General features: G+C 42.8%; 13 protein-coding genes and 1 tRNA gene. 8 read left to right on the plus strand and 6 right to left on the minus strand.

Going from position 1 to position 16573, the window contains the following annotated elements:
- Nucleotides 1-342 precede the first annotated feature (342 nt).
- Complete coding sequence (gene zevA, locus HMPREF9064_RS06170; RefSeq protein WP_006717666.1) at nt 343-975, plus strand: zinc transporter binding subunit ZevA; 633 nt, start codon at nt 343-345, stop codon at nt 973-975.
- Between the two features lie 14 nt (nt 976-989).
- A complete protein-coding gene (gene zevB / locus HMPREF9064_RS06165; protein WP_006717668.1) occupies nt 990-2012 on the plus strand; it encodes a zinc transporter permease subunit ZevB in 1023 nt (340 codons plus the stop codon).
- 139 nt (nt 2013-2151) lie between these two features.
- Here zevB and HMPREF9064_RS06160 read toward each other — a convergent pair.
- Nucleotides 2152-2227 (minus strand) — tRNA-Asn (locus HMPREF9064_RS06160).
- Between the two features lie 404 nt (nt 2228-2631).
- Here HMPREF9064_RS06160 and uvrB point away from each other — a divergent pair.
- Entirely contained in the window at nt 2632-4674 is a 2043-nt protein-coding gene (uvrB, locus tag HMPREF9064_RS06155; protein ID WP_006717670.1) for an excinuclease ABC subunit UvrB, read from the plus strand.
- Nucleotides 4675-4749: 75 nt separating this feature from the next.
- Here the strand turns inward: uvrB and HMPREF9064_RS06150 are convergent, their stop codons facing one another.
- The 4 genes from HMPREF9064_RS06150 to manA all read right to left on the minus strand — a co-directional run bounded on the left by HMPREF9064_RS06150 (nt 4750) and on the right by manA (nt 9954).
- The gene (locus HMPREF9064_RS06150; protein WP_006717671.1) at nt 4750-6135 is read right to left on the minus strand and encodes a Do family serine endopeptidase; all 1386 of its coding nucleotides are present in this window, start codon (nt 6133-6135) and stop codon (nt 4750-4752) included.
- Nucleotides 6136-6324: 189 nt separating this feature from the next.
- Complete coding sequence (locus tag HMPREF9064_RS06145; protein WP_006717673.1) at nt 6325-6732, minus strand: Z-ring associated ZapG family protein; 408 nt, start codon at nt 6730-6732, stop codon at nt 6325-6327.
- Nucleotides 6733-6889: 157 nt separating this feature from the next.
- Nucleotides 6890-8653, minus strand: a complete 1764-nt coding sequence (gene ycaO, locus HMPREF9064_RS06140; protein WP_006717675.1) for a 30S ribosomal protein S12 methylthiotransferase accessory factor YcaO — start codon at nt 8651-8653, stop codon at nt 6890-6892.
- 98 nt (nt 8654-8751) lie between these two features.
- Complete coding sequence (gene manA / locus HMPREF9064_RS06135) at nt 8752-9954, minus strand: mannose-6-phosphate isomerase, class I (RefSeq protein ID WP_006717678.1); 1203 nt, start codon at nt 9952-9954, stop codon at nt 8752-8754.
- A 181-nt stretch (nt 9955-10135) separates the two neighbouring features.
- Here manA and HMPREF9064_RS06130 point away from each other — a divergent pair, with 181 nt between their 5' ends.
- Both HMPREF9064_RS06130 and HMPREF9064_RS06125 read left to right on the plus strand, forming a co-directional pair.
- The gene (locus HMPREF9064_RS06130; protein ID WP_006717680.1) at nt 10136-10474 is read left to right on the plus strand and encodes a YegP family protein; all 339 of its coding nucleotides are present in this window, start codon (nt 10136-10138) and stop codon (nt 10472-10474) included.
- Between the two features lie 231 nt (nt 10475-10705).
- On the plus strand, nt 10706-12199 hold the full coding sequence (locus HMPREF9064_RS06125) for a PTS transporter subunit EIIC (protein WP_006717682.1): 1494 nt from the start codon (nt 10706-10708) through the stop codon (nt 12197-12199).
- A gap of 71 nt (nt 12200-12270) precedes the next feature.
- Here HMPREF9064_RS06125 and HMPREF9064_RS06120 read toward each other — a convergent pair whose 3' ends face one another.
- Nucleotides 12271-12966 (minus strand): class I SAM-dependent methyltransferase, encoded by a 696-nt coding sequence (locus tag HMPREF9064_RS06120; protein ID WP_032998110.1) that lies wholly within the window; start codon nt 12964-12966, stop codon nt 12271-12273.
- A 20-nt stretch (nt 12967-12986) separates the two neighbouring features.
- On the opposite strand from HMPREF9064_RS06120, the gene gloB reads away from it, so the two are divergent.
- The 3 genes from gloB (at nt 12987) to HMPREF9064_RS06105 (ending at nt 16466) form a co-directional block, all read left to right on the plus strand.
- Nucleotides 12987-13688 carry a hydroxyacylglutathione hydrolase gene (gloB, locus tag HMPREF9064_RS06115; protein ID WP_006717685.1) on the plus strand — a complete coding sequence of 234 codons (702 nt, stop codon included), beginning with the start codon at nt 12987-12989 and terminating at the stop codon, nt 13686-13688.
- 187 nt (nt 13689-13875) lie between these two features.
- Nucleotides 13876-15180: a glutamyl-tRNA reductase gene (gene hemA, locus HMPREF9064_RS06110; RefSeq protein ID WP_006717687.1), complete on the plus strand. Its 1305-nt coding sequence runs from the start codon at nt 13876-13878 to the stop codon at nt 15178-15180.
- A gap of 62 nt (nt 15181-15242) precedes the next feature.
- On the plus strand, nt 15243-16466 hold the full coding sequence (locus HMPREF9064_RS06105; protein WP_006717689.1) for an ROK family protein: 1224 nt from the start codon (nt 15243-15245) through the stop codon (nt 16464-16466).
- Nucleotides 16467-16573: the final 107 nt, after the last annotated feature.

The raw sequence follows: 16573 nt of genomic DNA on the forward strand, positions 1-16573 counted from the left end.
TTGTCATGATTCTGGCGGCTCATTCTACTTGATGTTTGCCGTTGTGCCAATTTATCGCAGTAAAATTTTAGGCATAAAAAAACCTCTCCGAAGAGAGGTAGGAAAGTAGTTTAGCTATTTATGATTATTTTATTTAGGAACTTTATGAATATCAAGCAATCACTTGATGGTGCTGAATGTTATCGATTTTTCAGTGAGAAGCAAAATGCAAAATTAGGTTTGTTTGATATAAATCAGAAAAAACGGGTGATTTTTTCATGATGGATGCTTTTTTGAGCGCACTGTGGTGCATTTTTATTTATGCTAAAATAATGAAGTCAAATTTACCGGGAAGGTGAACCAGTGAAAAAAATAAGTTTATTTTTGATAACCTTAATTTGTGCCCAAACGCTTTTTGCGCATCCTCATGCGTTTATTGACATGAAAACGAAGGTGTTGGTGGACAAACAACAATTAGTCGGTTTTTCGATGCAATGGATTTTAGATGAGCCCAGTTCAGCCGCTGTGTTATATGATGTAAAACAAGCAAAAGGTGACAAGAAAGCATTGCAGAAATTGATTGATGAGGTTATCGGCAATGTGGTCAATGAGCATTACTTTAGCTATTTATTTGATAAGCAAGGTAATAAAGTAAAATACAGCGCGAAACCAAAAAATTACGGCATGAAGAGCAGCGGGGCGCAGGTGTTGTATTATTTTGATTTTATGTTGTCAAAACCGCAGCTTTTGCAGGATAACGAATTTACATTAAGTACTTACGATCCGACTTATTATGTTTCTATGTATTATGATCAGCCTTTTCATTCGGCTGTCGATTTTTCTCAATTACCGGAAAATTGTCATGGTGAGGTGCTGGAACCTGATGTTAATGAAAAGCTTAAAGCCTATGCTTCCTCGTTAGATCAGTCTCAACGCAACGAAGATGACACCCTTGGCGCGCAGTTTGCACAAAAAGTGCGGTTAATTTGCAAATAGTTTTTAAGAGATTCATGAAATTCCGTTTATTTTATTTCCTGTTGTTAGGCATATTGCTACTTGCCTGTGTTTATTTGTTTCCATGGTTATTTTCCCATGTTGTACTCTGGCAACGGGAATTTAATCAGCTCATTTCTGCCTATTTACATGCTATAGAACTGCAGCCCGTTTATGCCGGCAGTTTGCTCATTTTAGTGAGTTTTTTATATGGTGTGTTTCATGCCTTGGGACCTGGGCATGGCAAGTTTATTATTGCCGGCTATTTGGCAACTCATCAAACGAAGCTTGCACGTAGCATGCAAATCACTTTCTTCTCTTCTTTAGCACAAGGTTTCGTTGCCATTTTGGCGGTGTCTGTGGTGGTATTGATTTTTCAGCTTTCCTCCGCCTACTTCAATTTAAGCCAATTATGGTTGGAACGAACCGCTTATGTTCTGGTGATTTTGCTTGGGCTGAGTTGGTGTTGGAAGAGCGGGAAAACGCTGTATAAACAGCATCGACAGAAGAAACAAAAATTACACATTAATACGATTCAACGCCCTATCAAAAATGAGATGCGAATTGCTGAAAAAAGTGCGGTAGGAATTTCAACTGTTTTTGCAGAAACACATACGGAACACCATGCTAACTGTGGTTGTGGTCATCAACATATTCCGGATCCTGACGCTTTGAATCAAAGCACAAATATAAAAGAAAGCGTATTGATTATTTTGAGTATCGGTATGCGTCCTTGCTCCGGTGCGATTTTTGTTTTGTTCCTTGCTTATATGTTGGATTTGTTCCCTTGGGGCATCGTGGCAACATTAGCGATGTCGCTTGGCACGGGAATCACGTTATCGGCATTTGCTTTGTTGGTGCGTTATGCTCGCTCAACGGCGATTAAAATCGGCCAATGGTATCGTCGACCTTTTGCTGACATAAATATTGAAACTGTGGCGAAATGTCTTGCCGGTATCATGTTGATTTTCTTTGCACTAGCGTTGATTTATGGAACGACCTTGCCGGTAAGCGGAGGTGCGACACTATTTGCGAGATAACGAGATAAAAAGAGGCGAGAATAAAAAGGATTCAGCAGAAAAAAATAAAAGCCCATAAGGAGGCTATGGGCTCAAATTCTTTCGGTATGCTTTAGTTTTTATAAAAGGAGACAAATAAAAACTATCCAAAAGAAAAAACTGGCTCCTCCTGCTGGACTTGAACCAGCGACATATGGATTAACAGTCCACCGTTCTACCGACTGAACTAAGGAGGAATAAATTTGGTATCAAAAGATAGGCCGCGTATGTTACTTATCCCTCTATAGGTTGTCAACACCTAAAATAAAAAATATTTCCCCGTTTTTAGTGTGATATTTCTATCCACAAACTCTGTGGATAAGTTTGTGAGTTATTATTTTAAAAAGCATCCCGCCCCCGATAAAATCAGGCTTTATTGAAATTCGATATAAAATTGATTGTAAAATAACATTTTTTTATTTTTCAAATAGTTAACAAAAATCTAGAGAATTTTTTAAAATTTTTTTATAAATTTGTGATTCAGGCCACTTGACAAATATAACTCTGTGTAAAACTTCATTTTTTATCACTCAATGTGGCGTGATAAATGTGTTAAAATGCGCAGCATTTAGAATATACCGTAAAAAAATGACCGCACTTTATGTCAGAGAAAATTAATACCAAGCCTTTTATCCTTCATTCCGATTTTAAGCCCTCCGGCGATCAGCCACAAGCCATTGCCAAGCTCGCCGAAAATTTAGAAGACGGCTTGGCGCACCAAACTTTACTGGGCGTTACCGGCTCCGGAAAAACCTTTACGATTGCCAATGTGATTGCGCAGTTAAACCGACCGGCCATGTTGCTTGCCCCGAATAAAACCCTCGCGGCGCAGCTTTATGCGGAAATGAAAGCCTTTTTTCCTGAAAATGCGGTGGAATATTTCGTTTCTTACTATGATTATTACCAACCGGAAGCCTATGTGCCGAGCAGTGATACCTTCATTGAAAAAGATGCGTCTATTAACGATCAAATCGAGCAGATGCGTTTGTCGGCGACTAAGTCTTTTTTGGAACGTCGGGATACCATTGTGGTCGCCTCAGTTTCCGCTATTTATGGTTTGGGCGACCCGGATTCTTACTTGCAAATGATGTTGCACTTGCAGCAAGGGGCGATAATCAATCAGCGTCAGATTTTGGCGAAGTTGGCAGAATTGCAATATACGCGTAACGATCAGGCGTTTCAGCGCGGTACATTTCGTGTACGTGGGGAAATTATCGATATTTTCCCGGCAGAATCCGACGAGCGCGCAGTACGTATCGAATTATTTGATGATGAAATTGAGCGTTTAAGTTTATTCGATCCACTCACAGGAAGTAGCTTTGGTGCCGTGCCACGTTTCACCGTGTATCCAAAAACGCACTACGTCACACCGCGCGAGCGCATTTTAGATGCCATTGAAAAAATTAAAGTGGAACTGGCGCAACGACGGGAATATTTCATTAAAGAGAATAAATTGTTAGAAGAACAACGCATTAGCCAACGTACTCAATTTGATATTGAAATGATGAACGAATTGGGCTATTGCTCGGGGATTGAAAACTACTCACGTTATCTGTCGGGCAGAGATGAAGGCGAACCGCCGCCAACCTTATTTGACTATATGCCGTCCGATGCCATTTTAATTATCGATGAATCTCACGTCACCGTGCCGCAAATCGGCGGGATGTATCGTGGCGACCGTTCCCGTAAAGAAACGTTGGTGGAATATGGCTTCCGTTTGCCTTCAGCGTTGGATAACCGTCCGTTGCGTTTTGAGGAATTTGAACGTTTGGCTCCGCAAACTATCTATGTTTCGGCTACCCCGGGGCCTTATGAGCTAGAAAAATCCGGTGCAGAAATTATCGATCAGGTTGTGCGTCCAACAGGCTTACTCGATCCGCAAATTGAAATTCGTCCGGTGTCTATTCAAGTGGATGATTTGCTTTCTGAAGCGCGTCAAAGAGCGGATAAAAATGAGCGCGTTTTAGTGACGACGCTGACTAAAAAAATGGCGGAAGATTTAACGGATTATTTGGATGAACACGGGATTCGAGTGCGTTATTTGCACTCCGATATTGATACCGTAGAGCGGGTAGAAATTATCCGTGATTTGCGCTTAGGCGAATTTGATGTGTTGGTCGGGATTAACTTATTACGGGAAGGCCTGGATATTCCTGAAGTATCACTCGTGGCTATTTTAGATGCGGATAAGGAAGGCTTCTTGCGCTCCGAACGTTCTTTGATTCAAACCATCGGACGTGCCGCGCGAAACTTGAATGGTAAAGCGATTTTGTATGCGGACAGCATCACCAAGTCTATGGAAAAAGCCATTACGGAAACCAATCGCCGCCGTGAAAAACAAACGAAATACAATGAAGATCACGGCATTGTGCCGCAGGCGTTAAATAAAAAAGTGGGCGAATTGTTAGACATCGGTCAGGGCGCCAATCAAAAAGCGAAAGCCAATAAACAACGCGGAAAAATGGTGGCAGAACCGACCGCACTTTATACGGTGCCAACCTCACCGAAAGAATATCAACAACAAATCAAGAAACTGGAACAGCAAATGTATAAATTTGCGCAAGATTTGGAATTTGAAAAAGCCGCTGCGGTGCGGGATCAATTACAGCAATTGCGGGAAAGTTTTATGCTATCAGGCGAGTAAAAGTGCGGTCGTTTTTTCCGGTATTTTTAATAAAAAAGGCGAAATCAATTCGCCTTTTTTGTTTTTTAAAGATGCTTATTGCACTAACAAATAGAAGTTGCTGTCACCACGGATAATGTTTAATGCAATGGCGGACGGTTTGCTATCCAAGGCTTTGCGCAATTGACCTAAGTTTTCGACTTTTTGGCGGTTAATGCCAATGATGACATCGCCATTTTTCAAACCACGTTGTTCCGCTAAAGAATTTGGTTTGATTTTTCCAATAGACACGCCTTTCATGCCTTTTTCATCGTAGTTATTCAATTCTGCGCCATCCAATGCCGGTAATAGGCTATTGGCGGTGGTTTGGGTTTGCTCGTCTGATTGTAACGTAACTTTGGCGGTATTGGATTTGCCATCACGTAAATAGGTCAGCTCAATTTGTTTACCTGCGCCGGAAGTCGCGATTTTGGCACGCATTTCCGCAAAGCTAGAAATCGCTTGACCGTTCATTGCTGTGATGACATCGCCTGCTTTTAAGCCGGCTTTATCGGCAGCAGAGCCCGGCATCACTTCGCTCACGAAAGCACCTTTTTTTGCTTCGATATCAAAAGCTTGAGCTAAATCGGCATTTAATTCTCCGCCTTTAATGCCTAACATACCGCGACGAACTTCACCAAATTCAAGAATTTGTTGCACGAGATTGTTCGCCATGTTGCTCGGAATCGCAAACGCAATACCCGCGTTGCCGCCACTTGGAGAAATAATGGCGGTATTAATGCCGATGAGTTCGCCGTTTAAATTGACGAGCGGGCCACCGGAGTTACCACGGTTTACGGCAGCATCTGTTTGAATATAGTTTTCGTATGTGCCGCTGTCAGAGCCCATGGAGCGACCTAAAGCAGACACGATACCGGAGGTCACGGTTTGTCCTAAACCGAACGGATTACCAATAGCAACCGTGAAATCGCCTACGCGTAATTTATCGGAATCCGCGAGTTTAAGTGCGGTCAAATTTTTCGGATTTTCTACTTGAATCAATGCCACATCAGACATTTCGTCAGCACCGATCACTTTCGCTTTAAATTCGCGGCCATCGTGTAATTGCACGGTAATTTTGTCGGCATCTTTAATCACGTGGTTGTTTGTTAATACATAACCTTTTTCCGCATTGATAATGGCGCCGGAACCAATACCTTTGAAATTACGCGGTGCGCGATTGCGATCGAACATGTCCGGGCCAAAGAAGAATTTAAATTCTTCCGGAATATCATCATCCATTTCAGCTGAACTGCCTTTTTGTTTTCCTTCGACGGAAATAGACACCACGGAAGGTAATACTTTTTCCAGCATTGGTGCCAAGCTTGGAAGTTGCTGTCCTGCTACGATGGAAACTGGTGTTTCTGCTTGGCTCATCATTGGGGTTGTTAAAATGCTTAATCCGAGAGCAATGCCGGTTAAAACAAAATGACGTTTTTTCATTAAATGTTCTCCAATCAAAAAAAATAAAAAACGAAATCTCAATGAGTTTCGGTGATGACTATGACAAGTAAAATGGTTGAATGTTCTTGGTTTTTTATTTAATTCATGAGGAAAAAGAAAAGTGCGGTGAGTTTTTTTAATAAATGTTCAAACAATAAAACGCCCTTCAATTGAAGGGCGCTTATTGAATTATCTTTCTGCCTTGAATAAACCTGAAGAACCTTCGGAATAGTCTTTCGGTGGATCTTCTGTTTTAGACGGGGAAACGTTGCCTTTTTCATCCAATAAACTGTGTTGGAACAAGGTGCTGTCGTTCAGTTCCGGCAGTAGTTGAGTCGAGGAGCGTGCAAGATGTTGGTACAGTTTTTGATAATCTTGCGCAAGAGATTTCAACAAATCGGCGCTTTCCGCAAAATGTTTTTCCAATTGTTGTTTTTGGCTTTCCAATTGCTCTTTTGCGACTCGCAATTCCGCTTCGGTTTTCACTTGTTTTTTGGTGGACTCTTTTGTGAGTCGTAATAAGAAATAACCAATAACAAAACCCACCACCAAACCGATTAACGCGGCTTGCCACATTTCAGCTGTCCAAGTTTGCATAAATAACCTCCTCTAATTTATGTGAAACAATTGGCTAAATCATAGCCTGAACCGCTTTCTATTTCCATGTGTTAGATCACAGAACGAAAATTTTCCGGGAAATAAAAGGGCGAATATTCTTTCGCCCTTTAAAAACATTTTGAAAAATGACCGCACTTTATGACCAATTTTCGCGTTTTGCTTTTTGTAATTTGGCGTAGGCAGCCAGTAATTTTTGATGCTCATCGAAATTGGCAAGGGTTTCATCGCTAGCAGGCAAATTATAGAACGGATTTCCACCTTGAATCGCGCCCCACGCAAATGCTACCGCGTCTTTGCCGTACATTTTCTCGAACACCGAACGATATTGTTGCGGATCGCGGTGTTCATCCATAAACAATTCAAGGCTGCTGATTAAGCAACGATAATAGTTGGCGCGTTCGGCGGTGAACACGGAGCTGTTCATGTTATATGTCCAGTTCGCCCAGTCTAATGCCATGGCCAAGTCGCCTAACGCGAGATAAAGCATGGATTTTAATTCGCCGATGCGCAAGGTTGTCCAGCCGCTGGCTTTCGGTGCCACGATGCCGATAAATTCGCGTACGCGGGTGGCATCGTCAATGCCTTGTTCATCCAGTTCCCCCAGCAGTTCTTGATAGGTTTCTTGGTCGTGGTGAAAGTGCGGTAAATCCAACAGGATTTCACGCCAGTCCATGCCCATGTTGCTGTTGGCGTAAATTAAGTCGTCTGCCGGATAAATATCGGACATGCCCGGCACGATGATGCGGCAGGCGTAAACACCTAAGTGGTTATAGTCCATGATGTAAACCTCTTTGCTTTCCTCGCGGAGAATCGTCATGAGGTTATCATATTCTTCATGGGTATCTTTGCCGGAGAAGTTCCAATCGGCGAACTCGTAATCCGGAGTGTCTTTGAATAAATCCCAAGAAATTAAACCGCTAGAATCAATGAAGTGGGTTTCCAAATTGGCGTGTTCGGCCACATCATCGTTATTGAATGACGGCGGGGCGAAAACGTCTAACTCTTTTAGGCTACGACCTTGTAATAATTCCGTGACGGTGCGCTCTAATGCCACTTGGAATTTTGGGTGTGCCCCGAAAGAGGCAAAACACGTGCCATTGGTCGGGTTGAGCAAAATGACACAAATCACCGGATATTTGCCGCCAAGAGAGGCGTCATACGCCAAAATCGGGAAACCTTCCTGTTCCAGTTTGTCGATAGAGGCTTGAATGGAAGGATAATGAGCCATCACTTCCTGCGGAATTAACGGCAGGCTGATCGCTTCGGCGATGATTTTATTTTTCACATAGCGCTCAAACACTTCGGACAATCCCTGCACGCGCGCTTCAAATTGGCTGTTGCCAGCGGACATGCCATTGGAAACATAGAGGTTAGAGATAATATTTTGCGGAATATACACCATCTGTTGATCTGATTGGCGTACATAAGGCAGCGCGACAATACCTCGCTCATAGTTGCCTGATTGTAAATCCACCAAAAGTTCAGGTGTCAGCTCCTGATTCGGATCGAAATGTTCAAATAAATGATCGTCTAAAATGCCTTGAGGCAACAACGCCTCGTCTTCAATCGGGAACCATTTTTCGTTTGGATAGTGCACAAAATCGCTGTTGGCAATGTCTTGCCCTAAATAGAAATCCGTCCAGAAATAGTTGGTGGAAAGACGCTCAAAATATTCGCCCAATGCGGAAGCTAATGCCGCTTTTTTACTGGCGCCCTTGCCGTTGGTGAAACATTGCGGACAGTCTTTGTCGCGAACATGTACCGACCACACGTTTGGCACGGGATTTAACCACGAGGCTTCTTCAATGTTAAAGCCAAGTGCGGTCAGTTTTTGTTGAAATTTTTCAATACTTTCCTCAAGGGCGGCATCTTTGCCGGGAATAAAAGTTTGTTCGGTCATAATGTTCCTATTTTTGATGTATTTTTTTCTTGAATCGCCAAGAAAATATGAATTTTTCCCCTCTTCCGTAAATGGGTGAGGGGAAAGTGTAACTAAATTTAAAGCGGCAGCCCGGCGAGCACGGCATAACCTTCTTGCATGCCATGTACGCGATAGTCTGTATCTGCTTCAATAAACGCCGCTTGCCCTTGTTTCAACGTGAGTTTTTGTTGTGCGGCTTCCAATGTGATTTCGCCCGCCATCACTAAGAGAATCGTGCCGTTTAAAGTGCGGTCGGAAATCTCGGTGTTTTTTGCGTAAGGCATATTGCTCAAGGCAAAATCGGCAATGGGCGTGGGGTAGGTGTAAACCTGATTTTTAGGCGCCGGCGCGATAATTTGAGGGACGATTTCACTGCAATCAATGATTTTTAGTAATTGTTCGATATCAACGTGTTTTGGCGTTAGACCGCCACGAATGACGTTGTCGGAACAGGCCATTAGTTCAATATTTTGTCCGCGTAAATAAGCATGTGGCACACCAGCTGCTTGGAAAATACCTTCGCCGACCTGCAAATTAACAATGTTGAACAAGTAGAAACTCATTAAACCTGCATCTAACTTGTCGAGGGAAATCTGCATGGCGTGTAATGTGTAAAGCATCCAGTAGTCTGGATCCTGCATGGCAAGCTGATTTTGCTCGTAAGCCTTCTGTTGGCTATCAATAATCGGCAAGAGCCATTGTGCTAATTGATCTTGTGTTGCCAACATAATGTCTGCGTAAAAATCCGCTAAATCTTGCGAGGCTAATTTTGTTGCCAGATCCGCAAGTGACGGGCGTTGACGTAACGTATCGAGAATTTGGGCTTTGGTTTTAAAACCATGTAAAAGCCAAAAATCGGACAAAGCAATCATCATTTCCGGCTTATGGTTATCGTCCTTATAGGTGCGCTTCGGATCATTTAACGGAATGCCTACTACATTTTCTTGCGCGAAGCCGATTTTAGCTTGTTCTTTGGTTGGGTGTAACTGAATGGAAAGCGGATTGGCAACATCTAAAACTTTCAGCAAATAAGGCAAATTATCCCCAAATAATTGGCGGCTTTGTTGTCCAAGTGCGGTGGGATTTTGGTGTAAAAAATCGTCTAATGATATTTCCTCTTTTGTGCCAATAACCTGTGACGGTGCCGATGGGTGAGCGCCAAGCCAGTATTCGGCATAGTGAGATTCAGTTTTATCAATATGCAATAAATGAGGAATATAACGTTCACCGCCCCACACATAATGTTGAAGGCGACCATTCAGCGGATAAATACCTGCCATAATTTGCTCTCTGTTAGATTTGCTGTTCTATAAAATCGGGGCGCATTCTAGCATATTCTCACCTTTGGCTGTTGCTATAGAAAAGCTTTTTTTATACATTTAGCAGCGTCTAACATTTCTTTTTTAACCAAATTAAATGTAGACGTTTCAGACCATTGAATGAACCCTAGGAGGAATAAACATGGCACAAGGACATTATGAATTAAAAGTCGCGAAAGACGGTCAATTTATGTTCAATTTGATTGCTACTAACGGACAAGTGATCTTAACCAGCGAGCTTTACAAAACCAAAGCCTCTGCGCAAAACGGCATTGCCTCCGTGCAGAAAAATGGCGTTGATGAGAAAAATTTTGAATTTCGCACGACAAAAAGCGATCAACCGTATTTCGTGTTGAAAGCGGCTAACCATCAAGAAATCGGTCGTAGCCAATATTATTCCTCACAGGCCGCCGCACAAAAAGGCGTGGAATCCGTGATGAATAATGCTTCAACCGAAGATATTCGTGAAATTGCGGCATAACATGCAAGAATAAATAAACATTATCGGCACTGAGGTGCCGATTTTTTTATCTAAAATCAGTGTGTTAATCAGAAAACAGGTTTTCTTTTTAAAATGCGATCTTCATCATATTTTTTACTGACGTATTGAAGTAATATTCCACAAAGCACTTTGCCTTTGAAGGGAAAACACCAGATCTGGTAAGTGTGGTATTTGGGGCATAAACCATGTCGTAAATTAAGGAGAAAACGTATGTTTAAACAGCTTCAACAGGTTGGTAAGGCATTTATGTTGCCGATTGCCATTTTACCTGCAGCCGGTTTGTTACTAGGGATTGGGGGCGCATTGTCCAATAAAGCCACCGTGCAAGCCTATCCATTATTGGATCATTCTGTTTTGCAAGGTGTGTTTCAGATCATGTCGGCAGCCGGTTCGGTGGTGTTCGGCAATTTGGCATTATTGCTTTGTATCGGTTTGGGCATTGGTTTAGCCAAACGGGATAAAGGGGTTGCGGCGTTGGCGGCAACCGTCGGCTATTTGATCATGACCGGTACGATTGCAGCATTGATTCCGCTGTTCTCACCGGAAACCAAAGGAATTGATACAGGGGTGATCGGTGCTTTGGTGATGGGCTTGATTACCGTCAAACTGCACAATAAATATCATAATATTCAATTGCCTCAAATTTTAGGCTTCTTCGGCGGTTCACGTTTTGTACCGATTGTCACCTCCTTTGCGGCGATTTTTGTCGGCGCCATCTTCTTTTTAATTTGGCCGACATTTCAAAATTGGTTGTTGTCTGCCGGTGAACATATTGCTTCTATGGGCGCAATCGGAACATTCTTTTATGGCTTCCTCATGCGCTTATGTGGTGCAGTAGGCTTACACCACATGATTTATCCGTTATTTTGGTACACCGAATTAGGCGGTACGGAAATCGTGAATGGTGAAACCATTATCGGCGCACAAAAAATCTTCTTTGCCCAATTGGCGGATCCGAATCACCAAGGTTTATTTACCGAAGGTACACGTTTCTTCGCCGGCCGTTTTGACACCATGATGTTCGGCTTGCCGGCAGCTTGTTTGGCGATGTATCACTGTGTGCCGAAAGCGCGCCGTAAAGCCATTGGCGGGTTATTCCTTGGTGCAGCGTTGACCTCTTTTATTACAGGAATCACCGAGCCTATTGAATTTATGTTCTTATTCGTTGCACCTTGGTTGTATGTTTTCCACGCCTTTTTAGACGGCGTTTCCTTCTACATTGCCGACATTTTGAATATTTCCATCGGTAACACGTTCTCCGGCGGATTTATTGACTTCCTGTTATTTGGGATCTTACAAGGCAATGAAAATACCAACTGGTTTAATGTGATTTGGGTCGGCGTATGTTGGGCGGCGCTATATTATTTCAGCTTCCGTTTCTTAATTACCCAATTTAATGTGATGACTCCGGGACGTGCAGAAGAGCAAGAAGAGAGCGTGGAACAACAAACCTCTTCTTTAACGGAAAACGCCCACGAGATCATCAGAGCCCTAGGTAGTGCAGAAAATATTGAGAACGTGGATGCTTGCATTACTCGTTTGCGGGTGGCGGTGAAAGATGTCAAATTAGTGGATAAACCACGCTTAAAAGCGTTAGGTGCCGTTGAAGTGTTGGAAGTCGGTGGTGGCGTTCAAGCGGTTTATGGTGCTAAAGCAGTATTATATAAAAGCGAGATTAACCAGATTTTAGGTAAAGAAGATTAATTTTTTCTTCGCTATGAATGTGAACGGTCAGAAATAGATTTATTTCTGACCGTTATTTTTTTCTTCAAAGACTAAAGATCTTCGGCTTGTTTCAACGCTTCTGCCGGTTGTAAAAACGCCGGGATTTTTGACCGCACTTTTTGCGGATTAAGCGTCAACGGGTAGGTGCGTTTTTGCGTCACGATAACCGTCAGCGGGGCAAACCAACCGGCGGTTTGATGGGATAGCGCCAAATTCCGCTGTTCCAAAATATCAAAGTTGAGTAATTCCAACCAATCGATGATCCGCCAAATGCAATAATGACGCGCGGGGAAGTCTCCCATTTTTGATTTAAAAAATAGGCCGTTAAGCGGATTAAACAGACTGAGAAATAAATAGCCGTCATCATTGAGAACGCGGTGAGTTTCTCGCAACACTTGATGGGGATCTTGGACAAAATTCAGCGTGTTGGCCAACACACAAGCATCCAACTGCTGTTGAATAAAGGGGAGTTCGGTGAGCTTGGCTTGTACAACTGAATGATGATCGTCTAAAAGTACGGTCAAATTTTCCGCTATTTTTTCGCTGAGGCTAATTTGGTGGCGCAAGGGCAAATCACATTGGATTTCTGCGCTAAGTCCGCCAATTTTCAGAATCTGATAACCACAAATTTTTGTAAACCAAGGGGCAAAATAAGCGTTTAATGCGTTACAATAAGCGCGCCCATTTGGCAGTTGTTGCCAACCGGTGGGCATCGCCAGTGACTTTTCATATTTAGCACGCCACATCATGGTAACTCCGAGGTTCTATGTTAATTCCGATTCCTGCGTTAAACGATAATTATATTTGGCTTTATGCACGGGAAAATTTACCGTTGCTCATCGTTGATTTGCCTGAAACCGACAAGCTGTTTCACTTGTTGGAAGAACAACATCTCTCCGTTGATGCGTTGTTGCTCACGCACAACCATGCGGATCACACGAACGGTGTTGCGGCGTTCAAGCAACGTTTCCCACAAGTACCGATTTATGGTCCGGCAGAGTGTGCTGCTTGTGGGCTGACGCAGGTGATTAATGAAGGCGACCTTATCACCGAACATTATCGAATTCAAGTATTGCCCAGTGGCGGGCATACGGCGCAGCATGTGAGTTATTGGGTGGATGGGCATTTGTTTTGCGGTGATGCGTTATTCTCCGCCGGCTGCGGACGGGTGTTTACCGGTGATTATGCGCAAATGTTCGCTACCATGCAGCGTTTTGCAGCGTTGCCTGACGACACCATCGTTTGCCCGGGGCATGAATATACGTTAAGCAATTTGGCGTTTGTGCAAAACATTTGGGCAAACAAAAGTGCGGTGGAAAATCATCGTGTTTTGGTGGCGCAATTACGGGCTGAAAATAAACCAAGTCTACCCACCACGATAGGCTTGGAAAAACACATTAATCCGTTTTTAACGGCAACTAACTTGGCGCAATTTACCCAATTACGCCAAGCAAAAGATACGTTTTAGAAATTTGATGCTTCGCAATAAAATTGCAGATTAATGGCTTTTTTCTTGCGCTAATTTGCCCAAACATGGGCAATTCAGCTAGAATATAGCCCGTTTTTATGTCTATTTTTTATATTTTAGTGGGATAAATGTTGCCGTATTTGTTGTGTCAACATAATAAAGTGCGGTGATTTTTCATGTATTTTTTATGACGATTTTAGTTCTTGGTATTAATCACAAAACCGCCTCTGTTGCCTTACGGGAAAAAGTTGCTTTTTCTGACGAAAAACGTGCTTTTGCTTTGCGTCATATTCGGCAAATTGAATTAGCCGAAAGTGCAGTGATTTTATCCACTTGTAACCGAACTGAAGTTTACCTGCACAATAAAACCGTCCCGCCACAAGAAACGCAACATTGGATTCGCCAAGCTGTACAATGGTTCGCTGAAATTCATCAACTGGACTTAGCCGAGCTTCAGCGTTGCCTTTACACTTATGAAAACCTGCCTGCCGTCAATCACTTAATGGAAGTGGCGTGTGGCTTGGATTCATTGATTTTAGGCGAGCCACAAATTTTGGGACAAGTGAAGCAAGCTTATCAAATGAGCGAGCAGCACTATCAACAAGAACAGCAAGCTATTTCCGGCGAATTATCCCGTTTATTTCAAAAAACATTTTCCACGGCAAAACGCGTGCGTACAGAAACCAATATTGGTGAAAGTGCGGTATCTGTGGCATACGCTGCTTGCAGTTTAGCGCGCCAAATTTTTGAATCGCTGAGCGAATTAACCATTTTATTAGTGGGCGCAGGGGAAACCATTGAATTGGTTTGTCGTCATTTATTGCGTCACGGTGTAAAAAACATGGTGATTTCCAACCGCACTTTAGCCCGCGCAGAAGCCCTCGTGGAGAAATTGGATACAACGGCGAATATTCAAATCCTGCCGTTAGAACAGTTACAGCAGGGCTTAAATCAAGCGGATATTGTGATTAGCTCTACCGGCAGCCCGCATATTCTGATGAGCCGCAACATGGTTGAAAAGGCGCAAATCATGCGCCGCTATCGTCCGATGTTGTTGGTGGATATTGCCGTACCGCGTGACATTGAAGAAAGTGCGGCGGAATTAGACAGTGTTTATCACTATACGGTAGATGATTTACAAAATATCATTCAACATAATTTAAACCAACGGGAACAAGCCTCTGCGCAGGCAAAGGAAATTATTCAGGCGGAATGCGCGGATTTCTTTGCGTGGTTGAAAGTCCATCAGTTTTCTAATTTGATCCGTCGTTATCGTGAAGAGGCGGAGCTTACTCGTCAGGATTTGCTGGAAAAAGCGATAGCTTCCTTACAACAAGGCGAAGAGGCGGAACAAGTACTACAAGAATTAAGTTATAAATTAATGAATAAATTGATCCATTCGCCGACAAAAGCCATGCAAACCATGGTGAAAAACGGTAATGCGGTGGGTCTGCAAACCTTTTCTAAAGCCTTGGGAATGGACGATGAATAGCCGTTCCGAATGTATTTAAATGCCGTTTAAAATCAGTCAATTTACTTTTACGGGAGAAAAAAATGCGAGAAAGTCCTCAAATCGCGAACGTTGATCTAGTAAAACAAATGAATAGTGCGGTGGTGTATAAGCTCATCGATCAGCAAGGTCCTATTTCCCGTATTCAAATCTCTGAAATAAGCCAACTTGCTCCGGCAAGTGTGACTAAAATCACCCGTCATTTACTTGCTCGCGGTTTAATTAAAGAAGTAGAACAACAAGAATCTACCGGTGGGCGTCGTGCAACCTCGATTGTGGCGGAACATAAACATTTTCGTTCTATTTTAGTGGGCATTGGACGTGAGCATTTAACGTTAGCCATTATGGATTTGTCCGCCAAATTAGTGAATAAATCCGTTTTTACGCTTGAGAATTACCCAACACCACAAGCATTTGAACAGTTTTTATTTCAACGCTTGGATGAATTTATTCAAGAAAATCAAAAACGTAGCAGTGAGTTTATTGCTATCGGTATCACTGTTCCTGGTTTTGTGGATGTTAAAAGCAACATGATTGAACAGGTTCCGCACTTTGACTTAAGCACGCCTTGGGACTTGGCAAATCACGTTGCCGAACGTTTCAATTTACCTACCTATATCGGGCATGATGTGCGTAGTTTAGCTCTTGCGGAGCACTATTTTGGTGTCACGAAAGATTGTTACGATTCGTTGCTATTGCGTATTCATCGCGGTGTTGGTGCGGGAATTGTGATTAATCACGAACTCTTTTCCGGCTATAAAAAGAATGTGGGCGAAATTGGGCATATTCAGGTGGATCCGTTAGGAAAACGTTGTATGTGTGGCAATGTGGGCTGCTTAGAAACCGTTGTGAGTAATTCAGCGATTGAAAATAAAATGTCAGAGTTATTGGAAGACGGTTACCAAAGTAAATGGCTTTCTTTGGAAGCCCATGACATTGAGGCAATTTGCAAAGCCAGCAATAAGCAAGATGCGGTAGCCACAGAGTTAATTGAACACGTTGGTACACAAATCGGGCGTGTGTTGGCAATGAGCGTCAATATGTTTAATCCGGAAAAAATCGTGATTTCCGGTGAAATAACCCAAGCCAAAAATGTCTTATTTGCCGCAATTCGTCGCACCTTGGAAAGTCATGCCTTGCCGGCGTTTGTCCAAAATACGCCATTAGTCGCATCAGAGCTTAGCAATGAAGATGTGATAGGGGCTTTCGCCTTAGTGAAACGTGCGTTGTTTGACGGCAGTTTATTGCGCCGTTTAATTGAAGAATAAATCTTCAAGAGAAAAGAGCGGTCCTCAAAAAGAATATTTTTGAGTGTCGGAGTGACTAAAAATCATTTAGGTTGAGTGAGGAGTAAACTAAGCGTTGAGTAAAATTA

It is taken from the genome of Aggregatibacter segnis ATCC 33393 (genome assembly GCF_000185305.1).
Lineage (GTDB): Bacteria > Pseudomonadota > Gammaproteobacteria > Enterobacterales > Pasteurellaceae > Aggregatibacter > Aggregatibacter segnis.

Coding starts and splice junctions, on each gene's coding strand:
- zevB (WP_006717668.1), top strand. CDS start 990: ATGAAATTCCGTTTATTTTATTTCCTGTTGTTAGGCATATTGCTACTT.
- uvrB (WP_006717670.1), top strand. CDS start 2,632: ATGTCAGAGAAAATTAATACCAAGCCTTTTATCCTTCATTCCGATTTT.
- HMPREF9064_RS06150 (WP_006717671.1), bottom strand. CDS start 6,135: ATGAAAAAACGTCATTTTGTTTTAACCGGCATTGCTCTCGGATTAAGC.
- HMPREF9064_RS06145 (WP_006717673.1), bottom strand. CDS start 6,732: ATGCAAACTTGGACAGCTGAAATGTGGCAAGCCGCGTTAATCGGTTTG.
- ycaO (WP_006717675.1), bottom strand. CDS start 8,653: ATGACCGAACAAACTTTTATTCCCGGCAAAGATGCCGCCCTTGAGGAA.
- manA (WP_006717678.1), bottom strand. CDS start 9,954: ATGGCAGGTATTTATCCGCTGAATGGTCGCCTTCAACATTATGTGTGG.
- HMPREF9064_RS06130 (WP_006717680.1), top strand. CDS start 10,136: ATGGCACAAGGACATTATGAATTAAAAGTCGCGAAAGACGGTCAATTT.
- HMPREF9064_RS06125 (WP_006717682.1), top strand. CDS start 10,706: ATGTTTAAACAGCTTCAACAGGTTGGTAAGGCATTTATGTTGCCGATT.
- HMPREF9064_RS06120 (WP_032998110.1), bottom strand. CDS start 12,966: ATGTGGCGTGCTAAATATGAAAAGTCACTGGCGATGCCCACCGGTTGG.
- gloB (WP_006717685.1), top strand. CDS start 12,987: ATGTTAATTCCGATTCCTGCGTTAAACGATAATTATATTTGGCTTTAT.
- hemA (WP_006717687.1), top strand. CDS start 13,876: ATGACGATTTTAGTTCTTGGTATTAATCACAAAACCGCCTCTGTTGCC.
- HMPREF9064_RS06105 (WP_006717689.1), top strand. CDS start 15,243: ATGCGAGAAAGTCCTCAAATCGCGAACGTTGATCTAGTAAAACAAATG.